Genomic DNA, 14,352 nt, shown 5'->3' with positions numbered 1-14,352 from the left:
TCGATGGCTCCACGCCCGTATCCAACACCGTCCAGCATGGACGTTACGTCCGTGTCATCCCCACTCGGCCGCCGAACCTTGCTGAGATCACCTCACTGGACCAGACCCGATTGGTAGGCGAAAACCAGGAGCGCTTCACTGCGTACGCCCGTCACCGTTCCTACGCCGGCGGGCGTAGGCGATTGGTCGCCTCTCGGGGAATGCCGGCGCGGCCGGCACACTGCAGCATCGCTGAGACAGTCGAAAAGCCCGCCACCGCAAGGAGTTTCCTTCATGTCCGATCGCCTGTTTCGCTTTGGCGTCGTCGCCGGGCTCGCACCGACCGCGCAGGCGTGGGCGACGACGGCCCGCCGTGCAGAGACTCTCGGGTACGCCACCTTCCTGATCCCCGACACCCAGGCGACGCTCTCCCCCTTTCCGGCGCTTGCGGCGGCGGCGACCGCGACGAGTTCACTGCGGGTCGGCACGTACGTCCTGAGCGCGCCCAACCGGACGCCCGCCGCGGTGGCCTGGGAGTCGGCCAGCCTTGACCTGCTCTCCGGCGGCCGCTTCGAGCTGGGCCTCGGTGCGGGGCGACCCGCCGCACAGCACGACGCCGCCCGCCTGGGTGTACGGTTCGGCACTCCGGGAGAGCGGGTACAGCGCCTCTCCGACACCATCCACGCGGTGAAGGAGCTTTGCGGCCAACCGAGTGACGATGCACACGTGCGGCCGGTTCAGCAGCCACACCCGCCGATCCTGGTCGCCGGGCGCGGGACGCAGGTGCTGCGGCTGGCCGCCCAGCAAGCGGACATCGTCGCGCTGGGTTTACCGCCACAGACCCCAGAGGAGCAGCTTGCGGCGAAGGTCGACGAGCTGCGCGACCTTGCCGGAGCCCGCTTCGACGACGTGGAGCTGGCCCTCAACGTCGCGGCGGTCGCCGGCGAGCTTGAGGACCTGCCCGGCGACGGCTGGCTCGCCCGTCAGGTCGGCGGTGATCCTCGCGTTATGGCAGCGATCGGCGGGACGGCTTTCCTCGTCGGTAAGCCCGCGCAGGTCGCCGGCACCCTGCGCCGACGTCGCGACACGCTCGGGATCTCCTACCTCACCGTGAGCGCGATGTTCCTCGAACAGCTCGCGCCGGTGGTGGAACAGCTCGCCGGTACGTGACCTCAACGCCCTGCGCGGGGAGGAACGCTGCGTATCCGGCCCCACGGCTTGAACACGGCCAACACCAGAGCGACAAGCAGGGCGGCAGGTGAGACGATCGATGGATAGATCATGTTGCCCACCGACGCGGTTTCCAGGTGCCCGGCCGCAAGCTGCCGGCCCAGCTCGTTCAACCCCGACAGGCCCGGCCGCAACGCCAGCGGAACGAGCCCCGTGAGTAGAACGTTCAACGCCAGCTTCGTGGCGACCCACCAGTACCGCACCAGGCCGTACTTGCTGCCCAGTCCGAGCGCGACACCGCTGGCGAGGCAGATGATGCCCGCGGTGAACAGCGGCCACACCGCGAAGAGTGCAAGCGCCTGGTAACACAGCGCCCGGGTGCCGGTGTCGTGGTTGAACACCGCCGTGAAGATGACCACCGCCATAGCGACGTCGACACCGAGCCACGCACCGGCGGAAACGATGTGGACCACCAGGACGCCTTTGCGGGTTCGCGCGCCGAGCCTGAGCAGCCGCGCGTCGTCTCGTGAAACGCTCATCGTGAGGAAACCAGCATTCTGATCGGCGGATGGCTGCCTGCTGTGCGCCATCTCGTGGTAACCGTCCATGACCGACCAGATTCTTGTGGGCGATGCGGCGTCCGGTCGTCCGCTCGCGAGCTGAATCCGCTGTACGTCAGCGGACGTAGCCGCGGCGGCCCGCCTACCCGGCCATCCGTAGGCCGTACGGCGCCACAGTCCCGGGCCACTCCACCGAACACCTACCACAGTCGAGAGCCCCACGACCTGATCGGAAGCCAACCTTCGGCGTCGCCGCCGGACGTAGGCCCCCGCGGTGACGTAATCGATTCGACGTATCCGTCAATACGTTCGAAGGCGGACGCACGCCCGGCCGCTGCCTACCTACCGTGTGGCCGACGACTACGACCATGACAAGGAGTGCGCCATGCGCAAGGTATACGTCGGACTCAGCGCTCTATTGCTGCTCGCCGTCCTCGCACAGTTCTACTTCGCCGCGGTGGGCGCCTTCGCCAAGCCACAGCACGATGACTCGTTCGCCCTGCACGACATCACCGGCACGATGGTCATCCCGTTGCTGTCGCTGCTGGCGACCATCGCCGCAGCCGTGGCCCGCGCACCCGGCAAGCTGATCGGATTGTCGATCCTGCCGCTCGGCCTTGTGGTCGTCCAGATCCTGATCGTCACCCTCGGGCGTGCCGTCAGCGGCGGCGAGGACACCACCACGCCGGCGGGGTTGGCCATCCTCGGCCTGCACGCCGTCAACGGGCTGGCCATCATGGCCGTCGCAGGCGTCGTGTTCCGCCGGGCCCGGCTGCTGGCCGCCGCGCCCGCGACCAAGCCGGCCGGTGTGACCCGGCCCGCCGCCACCCCGTCGGCATGACCACCGGCCTGCTGCTCGTACTGGACCTGGCGGCCGGTGCCTTCGCCACGGCCGCGTGGCTGGGCGCGGGCGCGACGGCTGCGGCCCGCCGGCCGCGCCCGGCGCTGGCCCTGTCCGCGGTGGCGATGCTGGCCACGCTCGTCCGGGTCGGCCTGGTGGTCACCCTCGCCGGCCGCGGCTGGTGGTTCGTGCAGGAGAAGCTGACCCTGGCCCTGCCACTGCTCGGCGCCGCCGCCGTGACCGCCGCACTGCTGACCGGCCCGCACCTGATACGGGCAGCCGGACGTCGCCGCCACGAGGATCCGGCCGCACACCCCACCGCCGTCGTGGTCCCGCTGTTGACAGCCGGGTACGCCGCCGCCGCCGGCCTGCTCGTCACGGTACTGATCGGTTACCCGGCGACCTGGGGCGTCGCGCTGATCACGGTCGCCCTGGTCGGTGCCGCGGCGCTGGTGACCTGGCGGGTAACGGCACCAGACGGACCGCTACCGGGCATGCGCACGGGCGTGGCGGCGGCGCTCGCGGTCGGGCTGGTCGGGGCGGCACTGGCGGTGCGGGCCGGCGACGCCGACGGCGCCGCGACCGGCAGCCACCACGACGGGCACACGGTTGCCCTGGCGATGCCCCGCGGCCCCGCAACGCCGCCCGTTGGCGGCACGGTGCGTCGACTCACCTTGACCGCCCAAACCGCCACGGTCTCCCTGTCGTCTGGTCGCAAGGTCGCCGCCTGGACCTTCAACGGCCAAATCCCCGGACCACCGATCACCGCCACCGAGGGCGACCTCATCGAGGTCACGCTGCGCAACGCAGACATCCGCGCCGGGGTGACCCTGCATTGGCACGGCTACGACGTGCCCGCTGGCGAGGACGGGGTACCCGGCCTGACCCAGGATCCGACGCTGCCCGGACAAGAGTTCGTATACCGCTTCGTCGCCGACCAGGTCGGCACCTACTGGTACCACACCCATGAGGTCTCCGACCGCGGCGTCCGGATGGGGCTCTACGGGACGCTGGTGGTGACCCCGCGTGCGGCGCCGCCTCCCGGCCTGGACCTGACCGTGCCCGTGCACACCTTCGCCGGCACCACCGTCCTCGGCAACCACGACCAGCCCATGCAACAACGCGTGGCGCCCGGCACGCCGGTACGGCTGCGGCTGGTCAACACCGACAACATCCCGCACCGGTTCACCCTGGCCGGCACCCCGTACCGTCTGGTCGCTGACGACGGCAACGAGCTGACCGGCCCCGGTGACCTGACCCGGGTCGGGCTGCGGCTGCCCGCAGGCGGCCGCTACGACCTGGCGTACCGGGCGCCGGACCATCCGGTGGCTCTGTTGGTCGACAACGACCGCGCCGCCGGCCTGCGGCTGGCGCCGGAACCCGACGGCGGGCCGGCGGTGGCCGAAGACACCGCCGGCTGGCCCGCACTCGACCTGACCCGGTACGGCACCCCCGCCGCCACCCCGTTCGACGGGCACAGCCGGTTCGACCGGCATTTCACGCTGGTACTCGACCGGGGTCTCGCACTGTCCGGCGCCCGGCCGCAATACGCGTACACCGTCAACGGCCGCGCGTTCCCGTCCATCCCGACCGAGGTCGTCCGCCAAGGGGACCTCGTCCGGCTGACCGTCGTCAACCGGAGCCGCGACACCCATCCGTGGCACCTGCACGGCCACCGGGTCCTCGTGCTGGCCCGCGACGGCCGTGCGCCAACTGGCAGTCCGCTGTGGCTGGACACGTTCGACGTACGCCCGGGCGAGGTCTGGGATGTAGCGTTCCACGCCACCAACCCTGGCCTCTGGATGAACCACTGCCACAACCTCAGCCATGCCGACCAGGGCATGATGCTGCATCTGGCCTATGAAGGAGTCAAACCGTAGTGCCGGTGGGCCTGCCGGTTCGCGGCTGAAGATCAAGTTAGTCTTCAACCGGCCGATGACCGCGTCGAACGCCGACTGCTCATCCAGCGCCTCAGGCAGTTCCACCCGGTCGCCGCGAAGCGCCACGCCGCAGCCGTGTGGCCCGGCCCCGCCGGTCGTCCACCTGGTCGCGTCGTGGCTTGAGCACGCCCGTCAGGTGAAGCTGCGCGTCTTCGGAGCGCCGCTCATCGGCACCTCGTACGTCGCCACCCGTTCCAGCCAGTCGTGGGCCAGGTGGCCCGGGTCCGGATCGCCAACAAGGACCCGAGCGCCCTTCGCCACGACGCGGGCGAGGAACGGCAGCATCCGGGCCGCCACAGACGGGTGGTAGAGCGCGTCACCGGCCAACACCACATCCATGCCGTCAGCGTCGCCGTCAAGCAGGTCACTCGACGACAGGGTCAACTCCACGCCGTTGGCGTGGGGTGACTCCGCCCCAGGCACCGCTGGGCCGCCGCCTGTTGGCGAGGCTCACCTGGGTGATGGCCTGGGACCATCGAGGCTCGCCCTAGCCGAGTGCTTCTGCTTGTCACTTGGGCTCTTCGGGGCCGCCGAAGAGGTCACCGAGCGCGAAACCCCTGGTCGGGGCGGTGACCCTAATATCGATCTTTCGCTTTGGGCTGTGCGGTTGTGGATTGCGCTAAACCGGTCTAGCCTTCCCAGACAAACCGGTTTAGCAGTTCACGCAACACTCTGGTTTTTGCATCGCCGCCGGGGAGGCGCGGATGGCACGACCAGGTCGACCGACGATCCGCGATGTCGCCCGCGCAGCCGGCGTGTCGAAGGGCGCGGTGTCGTTCGCGCTCAACGGTCGGCCGGGCGTGGCCGAGGAGACCCGGCAGCGCATCCTCGAGGCCGCCCGGACGCTCGGTTGGACGCCCAGCCACCGGGCCCGCGCCCTCTCTGCCTCCCGCGCGTTCGCGGTCGGCCTGGTGATCGCCCGTCCCCCCGAGTTGCTGGGCGCCGACCCGTTCTTCCCCACTTTCATCGCCGGCGTTGAGCGGACCCTGTCCGACCGGGGACAGGCCCTGGTCCTGCAGATGGTGCCGGAATCGGACGAGGAAGCCAGCTGCCGGCGCCTTGCCGCGGACGGACGAGTGGATGGGGTCTTTCTTCTCGACCTGCGGATAAACGACGGACGGATCGCCCTCCTCCAAGAGCTCCAGATGCCGGCCGTCACGATCGCACGACCGGACGTGCCCAGCGACTACCCCGCTCTGCTGGTCGACGACCGCCCGGGAATCGCCGCCGCGGTGAACCATCTGGTCAAGCTCGGGCACCGTCGCATCGCTCACGTTGCCGGGCCCCGCCACTTCCTGCACGGAACCGTCCGCCGGCTCGCCTGGGAGTGCGCGCTCACGGACGCCGGTCTGCCCACCGGCATGGTGGTGGAGGCCGACTTCTCGGCGGCCGGTGGAGCCCAGGCCACGCGTACGCTGCTCGACCACCTTGACCGGCCGACCGCAGTCGTCTACGCCAACGATCTGATGGCTATCGCCGGACTCTCCGTCGCGCTGGAGTACGGCATCGATGTGCCCGGCGATCTGTCGGTCACCGGGTTCGACAACACCGAACTGGCGGGGTACGTCACTCCGCCGCTCACGACCGTCCGCACCGACCCGTTCGGCTGGGGCAGAGCGGCCGCAGAGGCCCTCCTCAACCTGATCGACGGCGGGCCCGGGGCCGACATCCCGGCGCCTCCCGCGCAGCTCGTCGTACGCGGCTCCACAGCGCCCCCACCCCAACCCGCAAGGCGACGCCGCCCGACCGGCGCGCGGCCGCCACACCCGCCCGGATTGGAGAAGACATGAGACGCACCGTCCCCGCAGTCGTCCTGACCCTCGCCCTCGCCGTCACCGCTGGTTGCGGCGACGGGGGCGGTGGCGGCGGTAACGCAGACAAGGCCAACGCCGCCAAGGGCCCGATCACCATCTGGCTCTCCAACAACAAGGAGGAGCTGGCCTGGGGCAACGCCATGGTCGAGGCGTGGAACGCGCAGCACGCCGACCAGAAGGTCACCGCGCAGGAGCTCCCGGCCGGCAAGACGTCGGAGGAGGTCATCGGCGCCGCAATCACCGCCGGCAACGCACCGTGTCTGATCTTCAACACGGCCCCTGCGGCCGTACCCCAGTTTCAGAAGCAGGGTGGCCTGGTCGCGCTGGACTCCTTCGCCGGCGCCACTCAATACATCGCGGATCGCACCGGCGACACGGCCAACCAGTACAAGTCCCCGGACGGCAAGTTCTACCAGCTGCCCTGGAAGTCCAACCCCGTCATGATCTTTTACAACAAGCAGATCTTCGCGAAGGCCGGCCTCGATGCGGACAAGCCGACGCTGTCCACGTACGGCGACTTCCTCGCGGCCGCTCGGAAGATCAAGTCTTCGAAGGCCGCCCAGGCTGCCATCTGGCCCTCACCGGCCAGTGAGTTCTTCCAGCCCTGGTTCGACTTCTATCCGCTCTTCGCCGCCGAGACGGACGGCAAACAACTGGTCCAGGACGGCAAGTCCCAGTTCAACTCGCCGGAGGGCCAGAAGGTCGCGGAGTTCTGGAAGACGCTGTACGACGAGGGTCTCGCGCCGAAGGAGGCATACAACGGTGACGCGTTCGGCGACGCCAAGTCCGCCATGGCGATCGTCGGACCGTGGGCGATCGCGGTTTACGGCAGCAAGGTCAAGTGGGGTGCCGTACCGGTTCCGACCTCGGCCGGAAAGTCGGCCGACCAGATCAAGACCTTCAGCGATGCGAAGAACGTCGCCATGTACTCGGCGTGCAAGAACCGAGCTACGGCCTGGGAGGTGCTGAAGTTCGCCACGAGCAAGGAGCAGGACGGCGAGCTGTTGAGCAAGACCGGCCAGATGCCGCTGCGCAAGGACCTGCCGACCGCCTACCCGGACTACTTCTCGAAGAACCCCGCCTACCAGCAGTTCGCCGAGCAGGCCGCCCGCACGGTCGAGGTGCCGAACGTGCCGAATTCCGTGGCCATCTGGCAGGCGTTCCGCGACGCGTACTCGGAGTCGGTGATCTTCGGTAAGAAGCCGGTGCCTGATGCCCTCTCCGCCGCGGCCCAGAAGGTCGACCAGCTCGCGACCGGTTCCTGATGTCCACCGCCCACGCCGGCGCCGCCACTCCCGCCGAGCCCGCGGGGCGCACCGGCGGCACCTCCCCCGCCGTGGGCGGCCCGCTCCGTGTCTCACGGAACCGGGTGGCGGCCGTGCTCGGCCGCCACCCGGTGGGCATGGTCCTGGCCGCGCCGTACGCCGTCTACATCGCCGTGGTGTTCGCCTACCCGCTCGGCTTCGCGGTCTGGATGAGCTTCCACGACTACTTCTTCGCCGCGCCCGGCGCCGTGGTCGACCGCCCGTTCGTCGGGCTGGCCAACTATCGTGCCGCGCTGACCGACCCGGCTGTTCGCCGGTCGTTCGGCAACATCCTGATTTTCTTGATCATCAACGTGCCGCTCACGGCCACGCTCGCCCTGTTGCTGGCGGCCGCGCTGAACCGGGCCGTCCACGCCCGAGCGTTCCTCCGGGTCGCCTTCTACGTCCCGTACGTGACCGCCAGCGTCGCCGTCGTCGGCGTGTGGCTCTTCCTGTTCAACTCCAACGGACTGGTCAACACCGTGCTCGGCCCGTTGGCGCCCGAGCCGTCGTGGCTGGTCAACGAGAGCCTCGCAATGCCGGTCATCGCGGTGTTCGTGGTGTGGAAGCAGCTCGGCTTCTTCATCCTGCTCTACCTCGCCGCGCTGCAGAACGTGCCGAAGGAGCTGTACGAGTCGGCGGCGGTCGACGGCGCGTCACGGTGGCACCAGTTCCGGTCGGTGACCGTGCCGGCGGTCCGCCCGGCGACCGCGCTCGTGGTCATCCTGGCGACCATCACCGGCGCCAACCTGTTCACGGAGCCCTATCTGCTCACCGGAGGCGGCGGGCCGAACGGGGCGTCGGCCTCCCCGGTCCTTGTGATGTACCAGCGCGGCATCCAACAGGGCGAGCCGGACGTCGCCGCGGCCATCGGCGTGCTCCTCGTGATCGGCGTGCTGGTCATCTCGGCCGTCAATCGCCGACTGATCGAGAGGGACTGACGTGACATCAACGACCGCCACGCGGGGCGCCGGCAGGCGATGGTCCGGGCTGCTCCGTTACGCCGTCCTGTTCGCCGGCGCTCTCATGTTCCTGTTCCCCTTCTACTACATGCTGATCGGCTCCCTGCAGTCCGAACCCGACACCTCGGTGGGCGGCGCGTTCCCCACGTCCGGGCTCACCCTGGGCAACTACCGGGATATCAACTCCCGCGTCGATCTGGTGCGCTCGCTGGTCAACTCCGGCATCTTCACCGGCGGGGTGATCCTCGGCACCGTGGTCTTCGGCGTGCTCGCCGGGTACGCGCTGGCACGTCTGCACTTCCGCGGCAGGGGCACCTTGTTCGCCCTGGTCCTGTTGGTCCAGGTGATCCCGTTCCAACTGCTGCTCATTCCGCTCTACGTGCTCATCGTGCGCGGCTACGGACTGGCCGACTCCTATCTCGGCATGGTCCTTCCGTTCGCGATCAACACCACCGCCGTCTTCGTCTTTCGGCAGTTCTTCCTGCAACTACCCGACGACCTGTTCGCCGCCGCCCGCATCGACGGCGCCGGAGAACTCCGGGTTCTCTGGTCGGTCGCCCTCCCCCTGGTTCGACCGGCGCTGCTGACTGCGGTCCTGCTGACCTTCATCGGGCCGTGGAACGAGTTCCTCTGGCCGTTCCTGATAACCAAGGAGGCGCACATGCAGCCGTTGGCGGTCTCCCTGGCCAACTACATCGCCAACGTGGCGTCCCGGGCCGCCAACCCGTACGGCGCCATCCTGGCGGGCGCCTGTGTCTTGGCCGCGCCCGCGGTCGGACTCTTCGTGGCCTTCCAGCGGCACTTCGTCTCCACCGACATCGGCTCCGGCGTGAAGGGCTGACATGCCACACCTCTCGACCACTGTCCCGTACACCCTGGTCCGGCTGGGCGTGGTGATGGCGCCCGATCCCGAAGCGCCCTTCGAGGCGGAGGGAGTGCTCAATCCGGCGAGCGGGCGTACGCCCGACGGTCGGTTGCATCTGCTGCCCCGACTCGTCGCCGCCGGCAACGTGTCCCGAGTCGGGCTGGCCGAGGTCGAGTTGCGCGACGGCATACCGGTCGGGGTCCGCCGGCAGGGTGTCGTCCTGGCACCGGACGAGGGCTGGGAACGAGGGCTGCACAACGCCGGGGTGGAGGACCCGCGCACGACCTGGGTGCCCAGTCTCGGCAGGCACCTGATGACATACGTCGCGTACGGACCCCTCGGTCCCCGCCTGGCCCTGGCGACCTCCACCGATCTACGTTCGTGGCGACGGCTGGGGCCGGTGCAGTTCGCCTACCAACCCGACCTGGACACGGACCTCAACTTGTTTCCCAACAAGGACGCCGTCTTCTTCCCGGAACCTGTGCCAGGTCCAAGCGGTCAGCCCTGCTACGCCCTACTCCACCGGCCGATGTGGGACCTGGGCTGGTTCCGCCCGGGCGAGGGGGTGCACCTGCCGGCCGGGATCACCGATGAACGACCCGGGATCTGGATCTCCTACATTCCGGCCGACGAGGTGCACACCGACCTCACGGCGCTGGCTCGCCCCCGCGATCATCGGTGCGTCGCGCTGCCGCAGTCTCCCTTTGAAGCGCTGAAGATCGGGGCCGGTCCACCACCGCTGCGAGTCCCCGAGGGCTGGCTGCTCATCCACCACGGAGTGACCGGACACATCCCGCCGGGCTTCGACCCCACAGCGCAACGCGTCGAGTACGGCGCCGGGGCGATGCTGCTCGACCCAGCTGACCCGGGTCGAGTGCTGGCCCGCACCGCCGAACCGATCCTCGTGCCGGAGACCGAAGACGAACACCACGGCGCGGTGCCCAATGTCGTCTTTCCCACCGCGATCGAACAGGTCGACGGAGTCCACTTCGTGTTCTACGGCATGGCGGACACGAAAATCGGCGTCGCCCGGCTGGAGCGCCGCCAATGAGGCTCCTCGACCGGACGGGGCACCTGCCGTGACCGGGCCGACAGTTCTGCGCATCGGGATCGTTGGAGCCGGCCGGTTCGCCGCGTTCGTAACCGGCGCCGTGCATGACCTGCCCGACATTCGATTCACTGCGGTCGCCGACCCGGACGCCCAGCGAGCCACCCAGCTGGCCGCCGCGCTGGCGGCTCGGCCGCTGACCGATTGGCAGAAGCTGATCCGCTCCGACGACGTGGACGCCGTGATCGTCGCCAGCCCGCCGGCGACCCACGCGGAGCTCACCCTCGCCTCCCTGCGCGCCGGGCGGCATGTCTTCTGCGAGAAGCCGCTGGCCACCGAAGAAGCCGCCGCCGCCGAGGTAATGGCGGCGGTGACCGCCACCACGCGTGCCCTGGTCGTCGACCACGTGCTGCGCTACAACCCGATCCTCCGGGCACTGAGACGGCTGCGCGGACCGCTGCTCGGCCCGGTGCGACGGCTGGCCTTCGAGAACGACGCCAGCGACGAGGACCTCGACCCTGGCCACTGGTTCTGGGACGAGAGGCTCAGTGGTGGCATCTTCGTCGAGCACGGCGTGCACTTCTTCGACGCGGCCAACGCGCTGATCGGCGCACCGCCCGAGGCGGTCCAGGGCATGGTCGGGCGACGACCAGGCACAAACCTTATTGACCTCGCTGTGGCCACCACCCGGCACCCCGACGGCGCCTTGGCCACCTTCGCCCACGGCTTCAGCCATGCCCACCGCTGCGAGCGCCAGCTCATGCGAATCGACTTCGGCACCGCAGAGGCGCGAATCAGCGGATGGATTCCGGTGCACGCCGCGCTCGACCTATGGACCGACGACACCGGCGCGGCGCTGGTCCAGGATCTGCCGGCGCGGGCCGGGGAACTGCTCGCCGTCGACGGTTACCGGCCCGCCTCGACCATCGAGGTGGCCGTGCAACGAGACGCCGGCCCGGAAGCGGCCCGGGAGCGGGGCCGCGAGCACCGGCTGCCGCACCACTGCCGGGTCACCATCGACCTCGGGGGCGAAGCCGCCAAACAGCATGTCTACGCCGAGAGCGTGCGGGCCGCGATGGTCGACTTCGTCCGCTGCATCCGTACCGGAGAACGGCCCGCGGCCGGCGTCGCCGAGGCATCCGCGGCAGTGTCGATCGCGGTCGCCGCTCGCCGCTCCGCCCGTGATGACCGCACCATCCGCATCGGGGGCCAGGCCACGGGGGCGGCCGCCTCCGCCGGACCGGGCCTCCCCCAGCCCACCAACCGTCTTGACCGAGGAGTCCGCCATGAAACGTCGTTCGCTGCTGCTGGGGAGCCTCGCCCTGACCACTCCCCTGCTGACGTCGGCACCGGCTGAGGCTGCCGCCCGCGCCCCGCAACTTGTCCCCGCCGGGCACGCCCCCGCGGAGCCGCTGACCAACCTGTCTCACCTGGACTTCCTCCGCGACCCGGTCAGCCCGCCCACGCAAGAAGGACACACCACCTACCGGCTCGCCGAATCCCCGGAGATCGGGGTGCTGTGGACGTACGCCGAGCCGAATCCGGACGGGACCTTCCGCCGGGTGGGCGGTGGCCGGTACGACGCAGCCACGAACACATGGGGCCAGGGCGCGTACAACGCCGACGACATTTCCCGCGCCGCTGTCGTGTACCTGCGGCACTGGCGGCAGACCGGCGCCGCGACCAGCCGCGCCGCCTCCTACGCTCTGCTGCGCGGACTGACGTACCTGCAGACGGCGACCGGGCCGAACGCCGGCAACGTCGTGCTCTGGATGCAGCCGGACGGGACGCTCAACCCCAGCGCGGAGCCGAAGGAACTGCCCGACCCCTCCGACAGCGGCCCCTCCTACTGGCTGGCGCGCACCGTCTGGGCGCTGGGCGAGGGTTACGCCGCCTGGCGCACCGCCGACCCGGAGTTCGCCTCATTCCTGCGGCAACGACTCGACCTCGCCATCGCCGCACTGGAGCGCCAAGTGCTCGTCCGGTACGGCACCTGGCAGGTGATCGACGGCGAGCGCACACCGGCCTGGCTTGTCGTCGACGGCGCGGACGCCAGCGCAGAGGCCGTCCTCGGGTTGGCAGCGTACGTGGAAGCGGGCGGCACCACAGCTGCTCGCCGGGCGTTGCGCCAGTTCGCCGAGGGCATCGCGGCGCTTTCCGACGGCGACGCGCGCGAGTGGCCGTTCGGCGCGGTACGCCCGTGGGCGCTGTCCCGCTCGATCTGGCACGGCTGGGGGTCGCAGATGCCCGCCGCGCTGGCTCGAGCGGGCCACGTCCTCGGTGATCGTCGACTGATCCGGCCGGCGGTCACCGACTCGGCCGTGTTCACTCCGTGGCTGCTCACCTCCGGCGGCCCCGACAACGGGCGGCTGCCCACCCGGGTGGACCGCTCGCAGATCGCCTACGGGGTGGACTCGCGGGTGCAGTCGCTGCTCGCCGTCGCCGACGCCACCGGGCGCGACGGGTTCCGGCTCCTTGCCGGGATCACCGCCGCCTGGTACTTCGGTGCCAACGCGGCCGGCACAGCCACGTACGACCCTGCCACCGGGCGCACCGTCGACGGCATCGCCGGAGACGGAACGGTCAACCGCAACTCCGGCGCGGAGTCCACGATCCACGGCCTGCTCAGCATGCTCGCCCTGGACGCCCGACCCGACGTGGCCGCGCTCGCCAGGCAGGGCCACATCGTGGAGCGGATCGGCACGACGACGGTGGAGGCCGAGCAGGCCGTACTCACCGGCGGTGCAACCGTGGTCACCCCGGACTCGGCGTGGACCGGGGAATCGTACTTCAGCGGCGGCAGTTACGTCCTGATGCCCGCCGGCGCGAGCGCCCGCTGGCACGTACCGGCGGGGGCCCAGCCCCAACTGGTGCTTCCGGTCGTCGATCTGCGGCCCGACAGCCCGGCCGTCACCCGCTGGTCGACCGCGACGCGAGGCGCCGATCAAGCCCTAGGCAAGATCCGGCATGGACGGATCGGCGCCCAGGGCGCCTCACCGGTGCCCGGGGCGCTGCTTCCGGTGACGCTGACCGGAGACGGAGAACTACCGCCCGGCGCTACCGATCTGGTCGCCACCTCGACCGAAGGTGATGCCGTCGTCGACGCGGTCATGCTCGAACCGCTGGTGTCCCGGTACCTGATCGGCGGCGACGGGCACACAACGGCGATGCTGCGCAGTGCCGCTCGCGCACCGCAGGCCGTCACGGTCACCGTTCCCGGGTCCGGGGCCGCCGTGATCGAAACGTACGACGCAGCGGGCGTACGACGGGTCCGCGCCCACGCGCGGAGCGCCACCGTGACGGCGGTGGTGCTGCCCGGCGGCTTCACCCTCGTGCGGAGCTAAGGGGTCGATCCATCGCCGCGATGCTGATCAGCGGCGAAATGTCGCAGGGCTTCGACTACGAGCCGATGGTCGTCGGCCTGCGGCAGGCCGGACACCGTGACCGCACCGACCACGCCGACCCCGGCGAAGGTAAGGGGGAATGAGGCGCCGTACGCGGCGTACCCGCGGGGGTTCAGCCCGGTCTCGTCCGCTGACGTCCTGCCGGCCAGTCGGTGTCTGAGGCCAACGAGGTAGGAGCTGACGCCGAAGCGGGTGACGATCCGGCTCTTACGCCGAATCCACGCGTCGTCGTCGGGCGAAGTGCCTGGCAGTGCGTAGTGGAACAGGTGCTGCCGACCGCGGCGAATGTCGATGGTCACGGCGGCGTCGCGGGCGCGTGCCAGCCCGACCAGCAGCACCCCGTGGCGCCACGCGTCATCATGGTCGAACCGGGCTGGATGGTCGCCCCCGACGTGCTCTCCGGCAGGTGGGGCGAAGTCACGAAGTTGACCGCCGCGGCCGTCTCCGCCGCCCGGGAATGCTGAC

14 protein-coding genes are annotated in these 14,352 nt (G+C 70.1%); 11 read left to right on the top strand and 3 right to left on the bottom strand.

Annotation, left to right across the window (positions count from 1 at the left end):
- Positions 1-273 precede the first annotated feature (273 nt).
- A complete protein-coding gene (locus ACZ6S5_RS31605) occupies positions 274-1,149 on the top strand; it encodes a TIGR03621 family F420-dependent LLM class oxidoreductase (protein ID WP_466005891.1) in 876 nt (291 codons plus the stop codon).
- 2 nt (positions 1,150-1,151) lie between these two features.
- On the opposite strand, the gene ACZ6S5_RS31600 is transcribed toward ACZ6S5_RS31605, so the two are convergent.
- Positions 1,152-1,757 carry a hypothetical protein gene (locus tag ACZ6S5_RS31600; RefSeq protein WP_466005890.1) on the bottom strand — a complete coding sequence of 202 codons (606 nt, stop codon included), beginning with the start codon at positions 1,755-1,757 and terminating at the stop codon, positions 1,152-1,154.
- A 337-nt stretch (positions 1,758-2,094) separates the two neighbouring features.
- Between ACZ6S5_RS31600 and ACZ6S5_RS31595 the strand changes: the two genes are divergently transcribed.
- Positions 2,095-2,550 carry a DUF6220 domain-containing protein gene (locus ACZ6S5_RS31595; protein WP_466005889.1) on the top strand — a complete coding sequence of 152 codons (456 nt, stop codon included), beginning with the start codon at positions 2,095-2,097 and terminating at the stop codon, positions 2,548-2,550.
- The gene (locus tag ACZ6S5_RS31590) at positions 2,547-4,430 is read left to right on the top strand and encodes a multicopper oxidase family protein (RefSeq protein WP_466005888.1); all 1,884 of its coding nucleotides are present in this window, start codon (positions 2,547-2,549) and stop codon (positions 4,428-4,430) included. Before ACZ6S5_RS31595 ends, ACZ6S5_RS31590 begins: the two co-directional genes overlap by 4 nt.
- 192 nt (positions 4,431-4,622) lie before the next feature.
- Here the strand turns inward: ACZ6S5_RS31590 and ACZ6S5_RS31585 are convergent, their stop codons facing one another.
- Entirely contained in the window at positions 4,623-4,829 is a 207-nt protein-coding gene (locus ACZ6S5_RS31585; protein ID WP_466005887.1) for a hypothetical protein, read from the bottom strand.
- Positions 4,830-5,194: 365 nt separating this feature from the next.
- Here ACZ6S5_RS31585 and ACZ6S5_RS31580 point away from each other — a divergent pair, with 365 nt between their 5' ends.
- The 7 genes from ACZ6S5_RS31580 to ACZ6S5_RS31550 are packed head-to-tail and all read left to right on the top strand — an operon-like array spanning position 5,195 to position 13,827.
- Complete coding sequence (locus ACZ6S5_RS31580; protein WP_466005886.1) at positions 5,195-6,280, top strand: LacI family DNA-binding transcriptional regulator; 1,086 nt, start codon at positions 5,195-5,197, stop codon at positions 6,278-6,280.
- Positions 6,277-7,569: an extracellular solute-binding protein gene (locus ACZ6S5_RS31575; protein WP_466005885.1), complete on the top strand. Its 1,293-nt coding sequence runs from the start codon at positions 6,277-6,279 to the stop codon at positions 7,567-7,569. Before ACZ6S5_RS31580 ends, ACZ6S5_RS31575 begins: the two co-directional genes overlap by 4 nt.
- Complete coding sequence (locus tag ACZ6S5_RS31570; RefSeq protein ID WP_466005884.1) at positions 7,569-8,549, top strand: carbohydrate ABC transporter permease; 981 nt, start codon at positions 7,569-7,571, stop codon at positions 8,547-8,549. The genes ACZ6S5_RS31575 and ACZ6S5_RS31570 overlap by 1 nt, the downstream gene beginning before the upstream one ends.
- A gap of 1 nt (position 8,550) precedes the next feature.
- Positions 8,551-9,411: a carbohydrate ABC transporter permease gene (locus tag ACZ6S5_RS31565; protein ID WP_466005883.1), complete on the top strand. Its 861-nt coding sequence runs from the start codon at positions 8,551-8,553 to the stop codon at positions 9,409-9,411.
- Position 9,412: 1 nt separating this feature from the next.
- On the top strand, positions 9,413-10,486 hold the full coding sequence (locus ACZ6S5_RS31560) for a glycoside hydrolase family 130 protein (protein WP_466005882.1): 1,074 nt from the start codon (positions 9,413-9,415) through the stop codon (positions 10,484-10,486).
- 28 nt (positions 10,487-10,514) lie between these two features.
- The gene (locus tag ACZ6S5_RS31555; RefSeq protein WP_466005881.1) at positions 10,515-11,840 is read left to right on the top strand and encodes a Gfo/Idh/MocA family protein; all 1,326 of its coding nucleotides are present in this window, start codon (positions 10,515-10,517) and stop codon (positions 11,838-11,840) included.
- Positions 11,770-13,827 carry a hypothetical protein gene (locus tag ACZ6S5_RS31550; protein WP_466005880.1) on the top strand — a complete coding sequence of 686 codons (2,058 nt, stop codon included), beginning with the start codon at positions 11,770-11,772 and terminating at the stop codon, positions 13,825-13,827. Before ACZ6S5_RS31555 ends, ACZ6S5_RS31550 begins: the two co-directional genes overlap by 71 nt.
- On the opposite strand, the gene ACZ6S5_RS31545 is transcribed toward ACZ6S5_RS31550, so the two are convergent.
- Positions 13,824-14,225, bottom strand: coding sequence for a heme-degrading domain-containing protein (locus ACZ6S5_RS31545; RefSeq protein ID WP_466005879.1), 402 nt, complete (start codon positions 14,223-14,225; stop codon positions 13,824-13,826). The two genes, ACZ6S5_RS31550 and ACZ6S5_RS31545, sit on opposite strands and share 4 nt — an antisense overlap.
- Here ACZ6S5_RS31545 and ACZ6S5_RS31540 point away from each other — a divergent pair.
- On the top strand, positions 14,145-14,351 hold the full coding sequence (locus ACZ6S5_RS31540; protein ID WP_466005892.1) for a hypothetical protein: 207 nt from the start codon (positions 14,145-14,147) through the stop codon (positions 14,349-14,351). The genes ACZ6S5_RS31545 and ACZ6S5_RS31540 overlap by 81 nt on opposite strands.
- The last annotated feature ends 1 nt before the right edge of the window (position 14,352 follow it).

The sequence above is a fragment of the Micromonospora sp. NPDC051924 genome (genome assembly GCF_055586005.1).
This window is presented reverse-complemented; position numbering and strand designations above follow the sequence as displayed.